The sequence below is a fragment of the Arthrobacter sp. NPDC093128 genome, from assembly GCF_040683875.1.
Lineage (GTDB): Bacteria > Actinomycetota > Actinomycetes > Actinomycetales > Micrococcaceae > Arthrobacter.
Genome location: NZ_JBFBEY010000006.1, coordinates 125522 through 141366, shown reverse-complemented (window position 1 = coordinate 141366; position 15845 = coordinate 125522). Strand labels below are relative to the sequence as shown.

General features: G+C 67.7%; 15 protein-coding genes. 11 read left to right on the top strand and 4 right to left on the bottom strand.

Translation table 11 applies throughout. The features are described from left to right. Positions 1-2: 2 nt before the first annotated feature. Both AB0N24_RS09195 and AB0N24_RS09190 read right to left on the bottom strand, forming a co-directional pair. The gene (locus AB0N24_RS09195; protein ID WP_364123066.1) at positions 3-653 is read right to left on the bottom strand and encodes an isochorismatase family protein; all 651 of its coding nucleotides are present in this window, start codon (positions 651-653) and stop codon (positions 3-5) included. After that, complete coding sequence (locus tag AB0N24_RS09190; RefSeq protein ID WP_364123064.1) at positions 653-1981, bottom strand: nicotinate phosphoribosyltransferase; 1329 nt, start codon at positions 1979-1981, stop codon at positions 653-655. The genes AB0N24_RS09195 and AB0N24_RS09190 overlap by 1 nt, the downstream gene beginning before the upstream one ends. Positions 1982-2018: 37 nt before the next feature. On the opposite strand from AB0N24_RS09190, the gene clpS reads away from it, so the two are divergent. The 6 genes from clpS (at position 2019) to rdgB (ending at position 6412) form a co-directional block, all read left to right on the top strand. Next, positions 2019-2387 (top strand): ATP-dependent Clp protease adapter ClpS, encoded by a 369-nt coding sequence (clpS, locus tag AB0N24_RS09185; protein ID WP_028270073.1) that lies wholly within the window; start codon positions 2019-2021, stop codon positions 2385-2387. After that, on the top strand, positions 2380-2946 hold the full coding sequence (locus AB0N24_RS09180; RefSeq protein WP_104172367.1) for a DUF2017 domain-containing protein: 567 nt from the start codon (positions 2380-2382) through the stop codon (positions 2944-2946). Before clpS ends, AB0N24_RS09180 begins: the two co-directional genes overlap by 8 nt. 73 nt (positions 2947-3019) lie before the next feature. Then, positions 3020-4075 carry a glutamate racemase gene (gene murI, locus AB0N24_RS09175; protein WP_364123062.1) on the top strand — a complete coding sequence of 352 codons (1056 nt, stop codon included), beginning with the start codon at positions 3020-3022 and terminating at the stop codon, positions 4073-4075. Then, the gene (locus tag AB0N24_RS09170; protein ID WP_364123060.1) at positions 4072-4869 is read left to right on the top strand and encodes an MBL fold metallo-hydrolase; all 798 of its coding nucleotides are present in this window, start codon (positions 4072-4074) and stop codon (positions 4867-4869) included. Before murI ends, AB0N24_RS09170 begins: the two co-directional genes overlap by 4 nt. Positions 4870-4982: 113 nt before the next feature. Beyond that, a complete protein-coding gene (rph, locus tag AB0N24_RS09165) occupies positions 4983-5741 on the top strand; it encodes a ribonuclease PH (protein WP_104172370.1) in 759 nt (252 codons plus the stop codon). Further along, positions 5738-6412 (top strand): RdgB/HAM1 family non-canonical purine NTP pyrophosphatase, encoded by a 675-nt coding sequence (gene rdgB / locus AB0N24_RS09160; protein WP_364123058.1) that lies wholly within the window; start codon positions 5738-5740, stop codon positions 6410-6412. Before rph ends, rdgB begins: the two co-directional genes overlap by 4 nt. Before the next feature lie 98 nt (positions 6413-6510). Here rdgB and AB0N24_RS09155 read toward each other — a convergent pair whose 3' ends face one another. After that, entirely contained in the window at positions 6511-7281 is a 771-nt protein-coding gene (locus AB0N24_RS09155; RefSeq protein ID WP_364123056.1) for a VTT domain-containing protein, read from the bottom strand. A 139-nt stretch (positions 7282-7420) separates the two neighbouring features. On the opposite strand from AB0N24_RS09155, the gene AB0N24_RS09150 reads away from it, so the two are divergent. Continuing rightward, positions 7421-8437: an exonuclease domain-containing protein gene (locus AB0N24_RS09150; RefSeq protein WP_364123054.1), complete on the top strand. Its 1017-nt coding sequence runs from the start codon at positions 7421-7423 to the stop codon at positions 8435-8437. 102 nt (positions 8438-8539) lie between these two features. After that, entirely contained in the window at positions 8540-9121 is a 582-nt protein-coding gene (locus tag AB0N24_RS09145) for a DUF4395 domain-containing protein (protein ID WP_364123052.1), read from the top strand. Here AB0N24_RS09145 and AB0N24_RS09140 read toward each other — a convergent pair. After that, positions 9111-10232 carry an ADP-ribosylglycohydrolase family protein gene (locus tag AB0N24_RS09140; RefSeq protein WP_364123050.1) on the bottom strand — a complete coding sequence of 374 codons (1122 nt, stop codon included), beginning with the start codon at positions 10230-10232 and terminating at the stop codon, positions 9111-9113. The two genes, AB0N24_RS09145 and AB0N24_RS09140, sit on opposite strands and share 11 nt — an antisense overlap. A gap of 209 nt (positions 10233-10441) precedes the next feature. Here AB0N24_RS09140 and AB0N24_RS09135 point away from each other — a divergent pair, with 209 nt between their 5' ends. The 3 genes from AB0N24_RS09135 to AB0N24_RS09125 are packed head-to-tail and all read left to right on the top strand — an operon-like array spanning position 10442 to position 15726. Continuing rightward, complete coding sequence (locus tag AB0N24_RS09135; RefSeq protein WP_364123048.1) at positions 10442-11425, top strand: aquaporin; 984 nt, start codon at positions 10442-10444, stop codon at positions 11423-11425. Between the two features lie 60 nt (positions 11426-11485). Beyond that, positions 11486-12658, top strand: a complete 1173-nt coding sequence (locus AB0N24_RS09130) for an exonuclease SbcCD subunit D (protein ID WP_364123046.1) — start codon at positions 11486-11488, stop codon at positions 12656-12658. Further along, positions 12655-15726, top strand: coding sequence for an SMC family ATPase (locus AB0N24_RS09125; RefSeq protein WP_364123044.1), 3072 nt, complete (start codon positions 12655-12657; stop codon positions 15724-15726). Before AB0N24_RS09130 ends, AB0N24_RS09125 begins: the two co-directional genes overlap by 4 nt. Positions 15727-15845 lie beyond the last annotated feature (119 nt).

Below are 15845 nucleotides of genomic sequence, written 5' to 3'. Positions count from 1 at the left end.
GCTCAGGCCAGGTCCACGCCGCCCAGTTCCATTTCGGCGTAGGCGTCGTCGAGGTCGTCGGCGATCCCGGCCGTCAGGTCCCGGATCACCGTCACGGAGTAGCCTGCCTGCACGGCATCCAGGGACGTGGCCATCACGCAGTAGTCGGCGGCGAGGCCCACGATCACCACGTCTTCCACGTCATGGCTCTGCAGCCAGTCGTCCAGGCCGATCGCATCCTCGTCGGCGAATGAACTGGCGGTGAACGCCACCGCGTCGTCCGGCAACGGCAGGGCCCCGGGCTTGCGGTCACCTGTCGGGACGGCGTCCTCGGGGGCAAGGATGCCCTCGAAACCGGAGTAGGCGGCCGTGAACTGGCCCTTCTGGAAATAGGCCTGGATGTACTCGGTGTCCAGGTCCGGATGCAGTTCCGCGCCCTTGGTGCCGGCCACGCAGTGCGGCGGCCAGGTGTCAATGAAGTCGGGTTTCTCCGCGAAGTGCAGGCCGGGTTCGATGTGCCAGTCCTGAGTCGCCACGATGTGGTCGAACTGGCCGTGATGGGCATCGACGTACTCGCTGATTGCCCCGGCAACCTCAGCACCGCCCTTGACGGCGAGGGAGCCTCCTTCGCAGAAATCGTTCTGGACATCAACAATGATCAGGGCGCGGGACATCAGTTCTCCTCGTAGATGGTGGGGATGGCCGGTTCGCCGCGCTGCAGGCGGTTGACCACGGCGGGCAGTTCCGCCATGGAGTCCACGTGCCGCTGCCGGGCGCGGAACACGCCCTCCGTTCCGGTCCAGCCGGGGAGCAGCTCGCCGTTCTTGATGAACTGCTGCAGCAGCTGGCGGTCGTTGCCGTCGTCTTCGGGCCGGTGTCCCACCCCGACGATCTCCTGGGTGGCGACGCCCCGCTCGTTGAGCCGTCGCAACGCGTACTTCCGGCCGCCCTTGCTCGCCTTGTTCTTGGCGGCCTTGGCCACCGAAACGAATTCCCCGGCGTCATCCGTGCGGCTGACGAGTTTGTACACCATGCTCGCAGTCGGGGCACCGGAACCGGTGACCAGCGAGGTGCCGACGCCGTAGGAATCAACCGGTGCCGACTGCAGTGCTGCGATGGCGTATTCATCCAGGTCCGAGGTGACCACAATCTTGGTGTTCTCGTTGCCAAGGTCGTCCAGCAACTGCCGGACCCACTGGGCCTGCGCCACGAGGTCCCCGGAGTCCAGCCGGACTGCCCCCAGCTTGGGGCCCGCAAGGTCAACGGCCGTGCGGACGGCCGTTTCGACGTCGTACGTGTCCACCAGCAGCGAGGTTCCGCTGCCGAGCGAGGCGATCTGCGCCTCGAACGCTTCCCGTTCGGTGTCGTGGAGGAGCGTGAAGGAGTGGGCGGCGGTGCCCACGGTCTTGATGCCGTAGCGCCGCCCGGCTTCCAGGTTGGAGGTGCTGTCGAAGCCGGCGATGACGGCTGCGCGGGCGGCCGCGGCCGCGGATTCCTCCTGGGTCCGCCGGGAGCCCATCTCGATGCAGGGCCGGGTGCCTGCTGCAGTGATCATCCGGGACGCTGCGGAGGCGATGGCGCTGTCGTGGTTGAGCACCGAGAGAATGTACGTCTCCAGGATGCAGGCCTCTGCGAACGTTGATTCCACAATCAGGATGGGGGAGTGGGGGAAATATGCTTCGCCCTCCGCGTAACCCCAGATATCGCCGGTGAAACGGAACCCGGCCAGGTAGTCCAGGGTTTCGGCGTTGACCACTCCGGTGCTCCGGAGGAAATCCAGCTCAGGGCCGCCGAAGCGGAAGTCCGCGATGCCCTCCAACAACCTGCCCGTTCCGGCCACGACCCCGTAGCGGCGGCCGTCCGGAAGCCGGCGGGCGAACGCCTCAAACACCGACTTCCGGTGCGCGGCGCCGGAATGCAGGGCCGCCTGGAGCATGGTCAGCTCGTAGTGGTCGGTGTACAAAGACGTGCGGGGATGGTCCCAGCCAGCAGAGGTACTCACGAATTCACTCTAGTGCGCATCGCCCTAGAATGGACAGATGACCCTAAGCGTTGCGCTCGGCCCTGACACCCAGGAGAGCACCCAGACCGGAACAGTGACGTCCACCGACGCCCTGACGGCCCCGGACATTCCCTGGAACCTGGTGATCTGGAATGATCCCGTCAATTTGATGAGCTACGTGAGCTATGTCTTCCAGAGCTACTTCGGCTATTCGGAGCCCAAGGCCAACAAGCTCATGATGGAGGTCCACAAGAAGGGACGCTCCATCGTGGCGCACGGCAGCAAGGAACAGGTGGAGCAGCACGCCGTCGCCATGCATGGCTTCGGCCTGTGGGCAACGGTGGAGAAAGCCACCGGCGGCGGCAAAGACGGCGGATCCGGCAAGGGTAAAGGCAAACGTGGCTAAGGCATTCAAATACGGACTCAAAGGCATTACCGGGTACCTGGAACCCGCGGAACGGGAACTGCTGCGCAGCCTGATTGACGACGTCATCTCCATGCTCGAGCCGGCGGAAAGTGCCAGCGAAGATCCGCTGACCGCCCTGATCGGGCTGGACATGAATGTCCAGGAACCGTCGGACCGCGCGCTGCGGCGGCTGCTGCCCAACGTCACGAAGAACGACGACGCCGCCTCCCTGGAGTTCCGCCAGCTCACCGAACGCTCACTGCGGGAAAACAAGATCGGCGCCCTGCGGGCGGCGGCGCTGGGGCTGGACACCAATGACGTGGTTCTTTCACCCGCCGATGCCCGGCTCTGGTCCCAGGCGCTCAACGACGTGCGGCTTGTCCTGGCCGAACGGCTGGACATCCGGGACGACGCCGACGCCGACCACGTCCACACCATGCAGGACTGGTCCCAGGCCGAAGACGTGGAAAGCTACCTGGCGCTGGTGTACAACTTCACCACGTGGCTGCAGGAATCGCTGGTGCAGGCCATGCTCCAGTCCATGGAATCGCGCGGCTGACCGGAAGCGTGTGCCCCCGGCGGCCCGTCACGCAAGTGTGACCCATCCGACATGAGTCGGACGACACAATGTGATGGCCGCACCAACAGGGAAGCCCTATCCTCGAATAATCATGACAACAGCCTCGAGCACGGATCCGGCAGCGGGAGCTGCGGCGGATTCCCCAGCGATCAGCACGGACAACAGCCCCATGGGCTCGCGGCCTATCGGCATCTTCGACTCCGGAGTCGGTGGGCTGACTGTGGCGCGGTCCATCATCGACCAGCTGCCCAACGAGTCGATCCTCTATGTGGGCGACACCGCCAACGGCCCGTACGGACCGCTGCCCATCGCCGAGGTCCGGGCCAACGCCCTGGGCGTGATGGATGAGCTGGTCGATTCCGGCGTCAAGCTGCTGACCATCGCGTGCAACTCCGCCTCCGCCGCCGTGCTGCGGGATGCCCGTGAACGGTACACGGCGCGTTACGGGATCCCGGTCATCGAAGTGATCCAGCCGGCCGTGCGCCGGGCCGTGGCCGCCACCCGGAGCGGGCGTGTGGGCGTCATCGGGACGTCCGCGACCGTGGGCTCCCGCGCCTACGAGGACACCTTCGCCGCCGCCCCGGACCTGCACATCACGTCCGTGGCCTGCCCGGCTTTCGTCAGCTACGTGGAAGCCGGCGTTACCACCGGCCCGGAACTGCTGGCCGTCGCCCGGGAGTACCTTGAACCGCTCCGCGCGGCAGGCGTGGATACCGTCGTCCTCGGCTGCACGCATTACCCGCTGCTCACCGGAGTCATCTCGTACGTCATGGGCGAGGACGTCACGCTGGTCTCCAGCGCGGAGGAAACAGCCAAGGACGTGTACCGGGCACTCGTCTCGCACGATCTGCAGCGGACACTCGAGGCACCGCCGCAGCACCACTTCATCGCCACCGGGGAAGCAGGCCAGTTCGAAACCCTGGCAAGGCGCTTCCTGGGCCCGGAAGTGCTCAGTGTGCGGCACGTGGACCATGTCGCCGCACAGTACCCCACGGGCAGCCTGGCCAGAATAACGCCGGAGATGATCGCGGCCGCCCAGGCCGGCGCCGCCCGGCCACGGCTCTCCAACTTCGTCAGCGGATCCGCGGCCGGAGGTTCCCGCCTGTGAAGCTGACCATTGTTGGCTGCACCGGGTCCTTCCCGGGACCCGGCTCCCCGGCGTCGTGCTACCTGCTGACCGCCCACGACGGCGAGCGGACCTGGAAGATCGTGATGGACCTTGGCAGCGGGGCCCTCGGTGCAATCCAGCGGTACACGGACCTGGAGGACATCGACGCGATCTTCCTCACGCACCTCCACCCGGACCACTGCATGGACCTGTGCGGCCTCCATGTGGCTGTGCGGTGGAAGCCGGGCGGCTGGGGGCGTGACCGGATTCCGGTCTGGGGCCCTGCCGCCACGGCGGACCGGATGGCCACGGCGTACGGGCTGGAGCTTGACCCCGGCATGCACGAGGAATTCGACTTCACCAACTGGACTGAACGGCAGTCCGTCACAGTCGGTCCGTACACCGTGACGCCGTTCGCAGTGAACCACCCCGTGGAGGAGGCCTACGCCCTTCGGGTGGAAGTCACCGAACCGTCCGACAACGGCGTTCCGGTCACCCGGGTGCTCACCTATTCGGGGGACACGGACTCCTGCGCCGGGCTGGAAGAGGCCGCGAAGGACGCGGACCTGTTCCTGTGCGAGGCCGCCTTCGAGGAAGGCCGCGACGACGACATCAAGGACGTGCACCTGACCGGCAAGCGCGCCGGCGAGGCCGCAGCCGCCGCCGGGGCGCGCCGGCTGCTCCTCACCCATATTCCGGTCTGGACGTCGCAGACCAAGGTGATGGCCGAGGCCAAGCCGGTGTTCAACGGCGACGTCGCGGTTGCCGTGGCCGGAGTCCACTACACGGTCTAAGGCCCAACTAAGTAGCAGCAGGTGTCGTTTTGAAGGCTCAGAACGACACCTGCTGCTACTTACTTGGGTGGGACGGGTCATGGCCAGGGCTGCGCGATCGCTAAGCTTGCAGTATGACTTCTGAAGCAATTGCCACCCCCGTCATTCGTGCCGACGGCCGTACCCCTGATCAGCTTCGCCCGATCAGCATCACCCGCGGCTGGTCCAAGCAGGCCGAAGGCTCGGCCCTGATCGAATTCGGCAACACCCGGGTGCTGTGCACGGCTTCCCTGACCGAAGGCGTGCCCCGCTGGCTCAAGGGGGAAGGCCGCGGCTGGGTCACAGCCGAGTACGCCATGCTGCCCCGTGCCACCAACACACGCTCCGACCGCGAGTCCGTCAAGGGCAAGATCGGCGGCCGCACCCACGAGATTTCGCGCCTGATCGGCCGCTCGCTCCGTTCCATCATCGACACGAAGGCCCTCGGCGAGAACACCATTGTGCTGGACTGCGACGTCCTGCAGGCCGACGGCGGCACCCGCACCGCCGCCATCACCGGCGCCTACGTGGCGCTTGCCGAGGCCATCCGCTTCGCCCGCGAAAACAAGATGATCTCCAAGAACGCGCAGCCCCTCATCGACACCATCGCCGCCGTGTCCGTCGGCATCATCGACGGCATCCCCATGCTGGACCTGCCGTACGTCGAGGACGTCCGCGCGGAGACCGACATGAACGTCGTGGTCACCGGGTCCGGAAAGTTCGTGGAGGTCCAGGGGACGGCCGAGGGCGCCCCCTTCGACCGCGACGAGCTCAACCAGCTGCTGGACCTGGCCCTGCTGGGTACCGAACAGCTCGCGGCCATCCAGCGCGAAACGCTGGCGGAAGCCCCGTGACCCACGCGGCTGGCCCGGCTCCCGTGCTGGTCCTTGCCACGCACAACCAAGGCAAGCTCCGCGAACTCCGGGAGCTGCTGCGCGGGCAGGTTCCGGGGCTCGACGTCGACACGCAGGTTGTGGACGCCGGCGCCGTCGGGGCGCCGGACGTCGCCGAGACGGGCGTGACGTTTGCCGAGAACTCCCTGCTGAAGGCCCGCGCGGTCGCCGAGGCAACCGGCCTGGTGGCCATAGCCGACGACTCGGGACTCTCCGTGGACGTCCTTGGCGGCGCACCGGGAATCTTTTCGGCAAGGTGGAGCGGCCGGCACGGAGACGACGCCGCCAACCTGCGGCTCCTCCTGGCCCAGCTCGCGGATGTTCCGGATGAATTCCGCGGGGCCGCCTTCGTCTGCGCGGCCGCGCTCGCCGTGCCGGGCCAGGCAGCGGATGGCGGCGGACGCGAGGTGGTGGAGTACGGCCAGCTCGAAGGCTCGCTGCTGCGCGAGCCGCGGGGGGAAGGCGGCTTTGGCTATGATCCGGTGTTGCAGCCGAGCGGCCTTGACCGCAGCTGCGCCGAACTGAGCCCGGAGGAAAAGAACGCCATCAGCCACCGCGGCCAGGCATTCAGGGCGTTGCTGCCGGCAATCGTCGAGGCACTGGCGGCGCATCGCCGGCGGGACCAGGCCTAGCCTCAGGAACAACGGCGTTTCAGGAACATCGACGAAGGCGCCCCACAATGTGGGGCGCCTTCGTCCTTATCCGTGGCCTGGCTTTCCGCAAGCCGGAGCTACATGTTCGTCTTGCGATCTTCTTCCGGAGCGTGCTCCTCGATGTACTCGTCCACGGCGTCTGTGCCGAAGTGGGCGGCCTGGCGCTTGGCGGACAGCCCGCGCAGGACTTCGATGCCGATGGGGATCACGGAGACCAGCACAATGACGATGAAGATGATGTCCAGGTTGTCGCGCACCCACGGCACCCGGTCGCCCAGCAGGTAGCCGAGGAGCGTGACTCCGCCGCCCCACAGCACGGCGCCGATGACGTTAAAGAGGAAGAACTTCCGCTTGCTCATCTGCGCGACGCCGACGATCACCGGAACGAAGGTGCGGATGATGGGGACGAAACGCGCGAGGATCAGCGCCTTGCCGCCGTGCTTTTCAAAGAAGGCGTGCGCGCTTTCCACGTTCTCGCGCTTGAACAGCTTCGAATCCGGCTTGTTGAAGATCGCCGGGCCGGCCTTGGAACCGATGAGGTAACCGGTCTGGTTTCCCACGATGGCCGAGACGATGATCAGCGCGGCAAAGAGCCAGATGTTGAACTTGATGGTGTCCGTGGCCACCAGGAGGCCTGCCGTGAAAAGCATGGAATCTCCGGGCAGGAAGAATCCGATCAGCAAACCCGTCTCCGCGAAGATGATGCCGCAGACCAGCAGCACAACCCAGGGGGCAAGTGCCGGGTCGGCCAGGAAAATCTGGGGGTTGAGCCAGTCAGGGAGGAACGAGGCCAGGTGCGGCTGCACGGGTCCCGCACCCCCGAGGGTGGACACGGCAAAGTCACTCATCGCATGTAGGTTCACCCCTCAAGGTTACTGGACCTCCGGCGCCGGCCTTTGCCCGGTGGCCCGCGGCGTGACCATCGACACGCACGACAGTCGGGGCAACGGTACCGGGGCCCGCGCGGGCCGACGCTAAAGTGGAGCCGTGGGTTTGGACTTTACGGCGATCGACTTCGAGACAGCCAACGGCTTCCGCGGTTCGCCGTGTGCCGTTGGGCTCAGCAAGGTCCGTGGCGGGGTGGTGGTGGAGGAAGCCTCCTGGCTCATGCGGCCGCCCGAAGACCATGACCGGTTCGACTACCACAATGTGCGGATCCACGGCATACGGCCCGAGGACGTCGCCGGCCTGCCGCGCTTCGGCGAGCTCTTCCCCGAAATAGGCGCATTCATCGGGGGAGACGTGCTGGCGGCGCACAACGCCGCATTCGACCTGGGCGTGATCCGCTCCGCGCTGGAAGTGTCCGGCCTGCCCGGCCCTGCCTACGACTACGCCTGCACGGTGATGCTCTCACGCCGGTGCTATTCGCTCGTCTCCAACTCGCTGCCCTACGCAGCCGAGGAAGCCGGCGTCCCGCTGGTCAACCATCACGACGCGGCAGAGGACGCCAGGGCGTGCGCGGGCATCCTGATCGACATTGCGCGGCGGAACGGCGCCGGCAGCATCGCCGAACTCTTCATGTCACTCGGACTTGCGCTCCCGCATCAGCAGGCGTTCGATCCTGCCCGCGACGGCCTTTCGAAGGCAACGCTCACCGCCCTCGGGGCGGCCGGCGGCAACGGAGCCGCGCCGGTGCGGGCGTTCAAACCGGGCTGGCCCGAAGAAGGGGCCAACCCCGTGCCGAACACCGACGCCGAGCCCGGTCATCCGCTGTTCGGGCAGACAGTGGTGTTCACGGGCGAACTCGCCATGCCCCGGCCCGACGCCAAGGTCCTGTCAGCCGAGTATGGCGCGCAACCCGAAAGCAGGGTGACCGGCCGGACCACGATGCTGGTGGTCGGCGACGGCTTTGTGGCGTCAGACCTTCGCTCCGGCCGCCTGACCGGCAAAGCCAGGCGCGTCCTGGAGCTCCACGAGCGTGGCCAGCGCATCGAGGTGCTGTCCGAAGGCGAGTTCCTGCAGATGGTGGGCGGCCAGGTTCCTGCAACCGCAGCGCTGCTCTAGCCGGGGCGTTGGCTCCGGGTGCCGGCTGCCGCACGAAGCTGCAGCGGGTCATACGGCGCAACAATGCTTCCGGTGCCGGAGGGCGCCTCCTAGCCTTGCACCATGGTCAAACTCCGAGTCACCGACACTGACGCCGACACAACCGCTGACGCGACCCCGGGCAACGGCAGCGTGGTTGCGACGGGAAGCCGGCGCGCCGGCGTCGACTGGCGCAAGGTGTTCGAATTCCCCAACCCGGTCAACGAGTACGCCGCCCGGATCACTGCCGGCCTGGTGGTGCTGCTGGCCGCCGTCACCCTGCTGACGGGCTGGGGATGGGGACTGGCCGTCATCGCCGCCGGTTTCTGGCTGCGCGTGCTGTTCGGCCCCAGGATTTCGCCCCTGGCACAGCTCTCCGTCAAGGTCCTGGCACCGCGCCTGGGCCGGGCAAAGCTGGTCCCCGGCCCGCCCAAGCGCTTCGCGCAGGGCATCGGGGCGGCGATGTCAACAGCCGCGGCACTGCTGTTCGCTGCAGGGCTGGCCCCCGCCGCCTGGATTCTCCTGGCCGTGCTGGTGCTGGCAGCCTCGCTGGAAGCGTTCGCGGGGTTCTGCCTGGGCTGCGCGATCTTCGGTTTCCTTCAGCGCCGCGGACTCATTCCGGCGGAAATCTGCGAAGCCTGCAACAACGTCAGTTTCAACCGATAGTAACCGTGATCAGCTGCCCGGCCATTCCCCGGATGACCTCCGGGGCTTCCAGGGCTGCCAGCCACTCGGCCGGAAGGCATTCCTCGCCGTAGAAGGCACCCAGGATGTTCCCGGCAATGGAGCCGGTGGAGTCGCTGTCTCCGCTGTGGTTCACGGCCAGCGCAATGGCGTCACGGAAATGCGCCTCGGGTTCAATGCCGGCTGTCTCCGGGGTCACCTCCCGTGCGGGCGCAGTGGCCAGCACCGCATAAAGGGCGACGGCGAGGGCCTCCTCGGCCACCCAGCCTTCTCCCAGCTCGCGCACCAGGTCTTCCGGACTGAGCAGTTGGTCGGTGGCCGCCCCGGCCCCCGACCCTTCCGCGAGCTGAAGGGCCCGCTCCAGCCGGCCAAGGAGCGCCGGCTCGGCGTCGGCCTGGCCCCGCGCATGGTTGAGGGCGAATTCGGCCGCTTCAGGGAGACTTTGGCCACTCATGAGGGCATGGATCAGGAGGCTGAACGCTCCGGCGCTCTGCCGGGCCGAACGGTGCCCGTGGGTCAATGACGCCGCGTCCGAGCTCAGCTTGTAGACCGCCTCGGCAGGAACATGCGGAATGAGGCCGAACGGCGCCGAGCGCATCACGGTGCCGCATCCCTTTGAATCAGGATTCACCGGTCGGTACACGGTGCCCATTTCACCGGTGGCCAGCCCGCTGAGGCAGGCATTTCCGGGTGCGCGCCGGTGCTTCAGGGCTGCCTGGGCGTCAATCCAGCGCGGTTGCGGGACCGGTGCAGACGCAGGGACCGGCACCCCCTGCGTCGCGAGCCACCGCAGGTAGGCAAGCCACACGCAGGCGTTGGCGTCGGCGGCCGTCCCGTCGTTGGCCCACTCCAGCGCCTCTACGAGGCCGTCAACCGTGTACAGCGTCATCTGCGTGTCGTCCGAGAAGTGGCTGCCGCCGTCGAGCGCTGAAAAATCCTGGAGCCCCGCGGGACCGAAGCGGCTCCGGATGGTGGAAATATCATCGAATTCCACGGCGTAGCCAAGGGAATCGCCCAGGGCGCCGCCCAGCAGGCAGCCGTGGATCCGGGACTCGGGCGTCGGCGCCGTCCGGCGGAAAGGTTCAGTGCTCATGTCAGTAAATTTACCCCGGGCAGGTCACGCCCCGGTGCGCGGGCAGGCGCGCAGTCGCAACGACAGGCGCCCGCCCGCTAAGCTCGGATCCAGCAAGCGTCCAGACTCAATTGGCAGAATACGTCGGACAGTACATTGCCGGGTGCACCGCCGCCCGCACGCGCACCGGAATCACCGGCTGCGCAACGAAGCAAAGGATTTTCCAAAACATGACCTCCCCCGTGCCTGCACACCAGACCTCAAGTCCCGATTTGCACGCCGCTCCGGAGGCCTTCAAACCGGGGCTTGTGGCCCGCCTGTCAGCCGAGGCCTTTGGAACCCTGTTCCTGGTGATCGCAGGGCTGGGCGTCCCGCTGTTCACGATTCCGCAGTCCAACCCGCTGCCCGCCTCCCTTGCCACAGGACTGGCCGTCACCGCGGCCATGCTCGCCTTCGCGTACATTTCCGGCGGCCACTTCAACCCGGCCGTGACACTGGGCAACGCCATCGCCGGCCGCATCAGGCTGCCGGAAGCTGCGGCGTACCTCGGCGCGCAGCTTGTTGGCGCCATCGCCGGAACCCTGGCACTGTTCGGCGTCCTGCGGACGGTTCCCAAGATCGAGGACACCCGCGCCGCTTTTGACACCGTGACCGCAGGCTTCGGCGAGCATTCCATCATCCAGGCGCCCATGGCCGGCGTCCTGCTCGTCGAGGTCCTGGGCGCCGCCCTGCTGGTCGCCGTCTTCCTTGGCACCACGGCCGCGCGCAACACCAACAAAGCCGCCGCACCCTTCGCCGTGGGACTCACGCTGGCCGTCCTGCTGCAGCTCGGCCAGGCAGTGGGCAACACCCCCTTCAACCCCGCCCGGGCAACTGCATCAGCCATCTTCAGCAACACCTGGTCCCTCGAGCAGCTGTGGCTTTTCTGGGTGGCGCCGCTGGTGGGCGCCGCGATCGGAGGCCTCGTCTTCCGCGGCTTTGCCGAGACGCCGGCGGTGCCGGCCCGAACGTACGCCGGGGACGACTCCGCACTGGACTCCGACGACGACGGTCTGGACGACGACGACCTTGGCGCCGACGACCTGGACTCCGCGCAGCAGCCTTCGGCCCGTGCAGCTGACCCGCGTACGCCGGCGGCACAGCTGAAGTCCGACGGCGGCGACGCCGTCAACGACGACGCCCGCGACTTCTTCGACGGCAAGCGCGGACAGTAGTTGCCCGCCCTGCCGTGTCTGTTCCGCAATTCTGTCGGTACCCGCGGATAGCTTAAGAACATGCGGTTATTGCACACTTCCGATTGGCACCTGGGCAGGTCGTTCCACGGCGTCGGCATGCTGGACGCCCAGCAGGGCTTCATCGACCAGCTGGTCGATTTCGTCCGCGTGGAACAGGTGGACGTCGTCCTGATTGCCGGTGATGTCTACGACCGTGCCCTGCCGGGGGTTGACGTGGTCCGCCTCCTCGACGATGCCCTGGTGCGGCTGACGGACGCAGGAGCGCAGGTGGTCCTCACCAGCGGCAACCACGATTCCGCCATCCGCCTCGGCTTCGCCTCCAGGCTGCTGGAACGCGGGGGAGTGCACCTGCGGACCCGGCTGGCCGAACTGGACGTCCCGGTGCTGCTGCCGCTGGACTCCACCGTTGACGGTCCCGTGCTGGCCATCTACGGCATTCCGTGGCTCGAGCCCCGGCTGGTCGCCGAGCAGCTGGGCGTTGAGCCCGCGAGCCACTTTGAAGTGACACGCGCGGCCACCGGGAGGATCCGGGCCGATGTGGGCGCCCGGGCCACGAGCCGGCCGGTCCATTCCGTAGTGCTGGCCCACACTTTCGCGAGCGGCGGCATCAGCTCGGACAGCGAACGGGACCTGAGCATCGGCGGAGTCGGCGCCGTTCCGCTGGACCTGTTCGACGGCTTCGACTACACCGCGCTGGGACACCTCCACGGCAGGCAGTCGCTCTCGCCAACTGTCCGGTATTCCGGATCGCCGCTCGCCTACTCGTTCTCCGAGGCGAAGCACCGCAAGGGTGGCTGGCTGATCGAAGCGGACGCCACGGGCATCACCGAAGTCAGTGAGGTCCTGTGGGACGCCCCGCGCTCCCTCGCCGTACTGCGGGGCACGCTGGACCACCTGCTCTCAGCAGAGGAGCATTCCCGGGCCGAGGCCGCCTATTGCCAGATCACCCTGACGGATGCCCAGCGTCCCGCCCAGGCCATGGACAAACTGCGGGCCCGCTTTCCGGACACACTGGTTCTGGGCTTCGATCCCGAAGGCGCGGTTGCCGACGCCAGGACGAGTTACAGCAGCAGGCTCGCTGCGGCGGAGGACGATCTTTCCATCTGCTGCGGCTTCCTCGAACACGTTCGCGGCCGAAGCACCGACGACGCCGAAGCTGCCGTCCTGGGGGAAGCCCTCGAAGCCGTACGCCTGGAGGAGATGTCACGATGAGGATCCACCGCCTCGAAATTTCCGCGTTCGGCCCCTTCGCAGGCACCGAGCACATCGACTTTGACCGGCTCAGCGCGCACGGACTCTTCCTGCTGAACGGGCCCACCGGCGCCGGCAAGACCAGCGTGCTCGATGCCACCTGCTTTGCCCTCTACGGATCCGTGCCGGGCGCACGCCAGGAAGGCAAGCGCCTCCGCAGCGACCACGCCGATGCCTCCGCCGAACCACGGGTCACGTGTGAGTTCTCCGCCAAGGGCAGGCACTTTGAAGTGTCACGGATCCCGGCCTGGAACAGGCCCAGTGCACGGGGCAGGAACGGATATACGGAGCAGAAGGCCAACACCCTCCTGCGCGAACGCGTGGACGGGCAGTGGATCGAGAAGTCCGGCCGGAACGATGAAGCCGGAGCGGAAATTAGTTCGGTGCTGGGCATGGACCGGGACCAGTTCACCCGGGTGGTCATGCTGCCGCAGGGCGACTTCGCCGCCTTTCTCCGGTCGAAACCCGCGGACCGGCTCGACCTGCTCCAAAGCCTCTTTGGCACGCAACGGTTCGAAGCCGTGGAACACGAACTTGCCCGCCGGGCCGCCGATTCCCGTGCGGAGGTCGCCGGCCTGAACAACCAGTTGGACCTCCTGCTGGCACAGGCCCGGTCCGAAGCGGCGCCGCCGGAACAGGACCTGCCTGGCGCCCTCCCTCAGCCGGAGGGCCCGGAGGAACTCCTTGACTGGCTGCAGGAGTCCGTTGCGGCCAGGGCAGCGGCACTGCAATCCGCAGCGGAGCAGGCGGAAGCGGAGCGCACCGGGAGCGCCAGACGCCTCGAGGCTGCCGCCGCCCGCGCCGCCCGCCAGGCGAAACTCTCAGCAGCAGAACGGCGGCGGGCCGCCGCAGACGCCGCAGCCCCCGAGCTCGAGGAAAAATCTGAGCGCCTTGGCCTGCATCGCAAGGCCGAAGTCCTTGGTGGCCAGCTTCAGGCCATGGACAGGGCCGGGGACGCCGAAGAGCGGGCTGCCAAGGCGATGGTCGCGGCGGCCGACGAACTGCATGCGGCAGTACTTCTGGACCCGGAGCTTGTTGCCCTTTCCGTCGCCGCCGGCCAAGGCGACGGTGGCCCGGGGGAACCATTTTTCGGGGCTGAAGTACTGCGCAGCGAGCTCACCCGCCTGAGGTCCCTCCGCGCCGTACTCGAGGAACGCCTGCCTGACGAGGCCAGGCTGGACGGGATGGTGGCCCGCAGGACCGAACTTCAGACGACGTTGAAGCAGCTGGGGCAGGCAAGCCGGGCGGGCGCGGCTGTCCTTGATGCACTGCGCGACGAGGCTGCCGCGCTGCAGGAGCGGGTGCAGCCCCTCGAGGAGCTCGCTGCGGAGGCCCAGCTGCGGACCAAGGAAGCCGCGGCCGCAGAAGAACTCGTGGCCATGGTCAGCCGGCACACCGCAGCGGTCCAGGTATGTTCCGGCGTTGCGGAACGGCACCGCCTGGCCCGGGATGACCACCAGAACCACCGTCAGCGCTGGCTGGATCTGCGGGAAGAGCGGCTCGCCAATGCCGCTGCGGAACTCGCTTCCCAGTTGCTGCCGGCCGAGCCCTGCCCGGTGTGCGGGAGCCCCGAGCATCCGTCTCCCGCGCCCGCGGCCACGGCGGCGTTGGCCGTCGCTGAAGCGGAACGGGGCGCCCAGGAGGCCTGCGAGGCAGCAGAAGCGGTCCTTGCGTCACTGGAAACCGAACTTGCCGAGGTGCGGCAGCAGGTCGCTGTCCTGGCGGCCCAAGGCGGCGACACTCCGCCGGAGGAAGCCCGCGCCGACGCCGCCCTGGCGAAGGAACGCGCGGACCAGGCCGTCCTGGCTGCCAGGGAACTCGCTGCGGGCCGGGAACGGCAAATGGAACTGGGCGACCAGATCGCTGCTGCCGAGTCGACGCAGGCGGCCACTGAGTCCCGCATCGCGAAAACGGATTCCACCCTTCTGGAGGTCCTGGAACAGGCCGACGCCCTGGACGGGGCACTGCGCAAACTGCGTGCCGGCTACCCGACCCTTGGCGGCCGCATCACATCCCTGAGTGGAACAACGGCGCTCCTGGAACGGACAGATGCGGCCCGGACCAGTCTCGAACAGGCCCGGCTGCGGGCCGCGGACGCCGGCCAGCAGCTGGAACAGGCGCTCCCGGACTCCGGCTTCGAATCCGTGGATGCGGTGCGGTCCGTCCTGCTGCCGGCCCCGGACGCGGCCGTGCTCGAAGCCGCCATCCGCGCCGGCCAGGACGAGGCCGCGCGCGTCGCGGAACTCTTCGCCGGTGAGGAGCTCACCCTGGCCGCCCGCGAGCTGGAAGCAGACGGCCCCGTGGAGGCCGCGGAGCTCGAACTGCTCCGCGCCGAGGCTGATGCCGCTGAACGAACCGCCAGGCAAGCCGTCGTGGGCGCAGGCCTCGCGGACAAGTCAGTGCTTACCGTCCGGCGGATCGCGGCGGACTACGCCCGGCTCGCAGCTTCGGGCCAGAGACCAAGGGAACGCGCAGCGCTGCTGACCGCCGTGTCCGAAGCAGCCCGCGGCGCCGGGGACAACACCTACCGCATGAGCCTGAACAGCTACGTGCTCGCTGCCAGGCTTGAGCAGGTGGCCATCGCCGCCTCGGAGCGGCTGGTCGGCATGAGCGACGGCCGCTATACCCTGCAGCACACGGACGCCAAAGCGGCCCGCGGAGCCAAATCCGGCCTGGGGCTGGAGGTCGTGGACCAGTGGACCGGCCACCGCAGGGACACCGCCACGCTGTCCGGCGGCGAATCGTTCATGGCTTCGTTGGCCCTGGCCCTGGGTCTCGCCGATGTGGTGCAGCAGGAGTCCGGCGGAGTCGACATCGAGACACTCTTCGTGGACGAAGGTTTCGGCAGCCTCGACGAGCAGGCCCTTGAACAGGTGATGGACGCACTCGAGGGGCTCCGGGACGGCGGCCGGGTGGTCGGGCTTGTGAGCCACGTGCCGGAAATGAAGCAACGCATCAACACCCAACTGCAGGTGGTCAAGGGCCGGAACGGCTCCACCCTTCACATTTCGGACGACGCCGTGGCATGACCCGCAGGCACGCGCCCCGTCCTCGTTCGCCGCGCTGAGGCCTCGGCTACAATTGAAGAGTTACCGGGTCGCGCGCATCGGGAGGAGGGACGATGCGCACTCTTGAACGAACCCGGAAT

Excerpts from the sequence above, each read along its gene's own strand:
- AB0N24_RS09125 (WP_364123044.1), top strand. The coding sequence starts at position 12,655 with ATGAGGATCCACCGCCTCGAAATTTCCGCGTTCGGCCCCTTCGCAGGC.
- AB0N24_RS09140 (WP_364123050.1), bottom strand. The coding sequence starts at position 10,232 with ATGAGCACTGAACCTTTCCGCCGGACGGCGCCGACGCCCGAGTCCCGG.
- AB0N24_RS09155 (WP_364123056.1), bottom strand. The coding sequence starts at position 7,281 with ATGAGTGACTTTGCCGTGTCCACCCTCGGGGGTGCGGGACCCGTGCAG.
- AB0N24_RS09195 (WP_364123066.1), bottom strand. The coding sequence starts at position 653 with ATGTCCCGCGCCCTGATCATTGTTGATGTCCAGAACGATTTCTGCGAA.
- AB0N24_RS09135 (WP_364123048.1), top strand. The coding sequence starts at position 10,442 with ATGACCTCCCCCGTGCCTGCACACCAGACCTCAAGTCCCGATTTGCAC.
- rph (WP_104172370.1), top strand. The coding sequence starts at position 4,983 with ATGACTTCTGAAGCAATTGCCACCCCCGTCATTCGTGCCGACGGCCGT.
- murI (WP_364123062.1), top strand. The coding sequence starts at position 3,020 with ATGGCCGCACCAACAGGGAAGCCCTATCCTCGAATAATCATGACAACA.
- clpS (WP_028270073.1), top strand. The coding sequence starts at position 2,019 with ATGACCCTAAGCGTTGCGCTCGGCCCTGACACCCAGGAGAGCACCCAG.
- AB0N24_RS09130 (WP_364123046.1), top strand. The coding sequence starts at position 11,486 with ATGCGGTTATTGCACACTTCCGATTGGCACCTGGGCAGGTCGTTCCAC.
- AB0N24_RS09145 (WP_364123052.1), top strand. The coding sequence starts at position 8,540 with ATGGTCAAACTCCGAGTCACCGACACTGACGCCGACACAACCGCTGAC.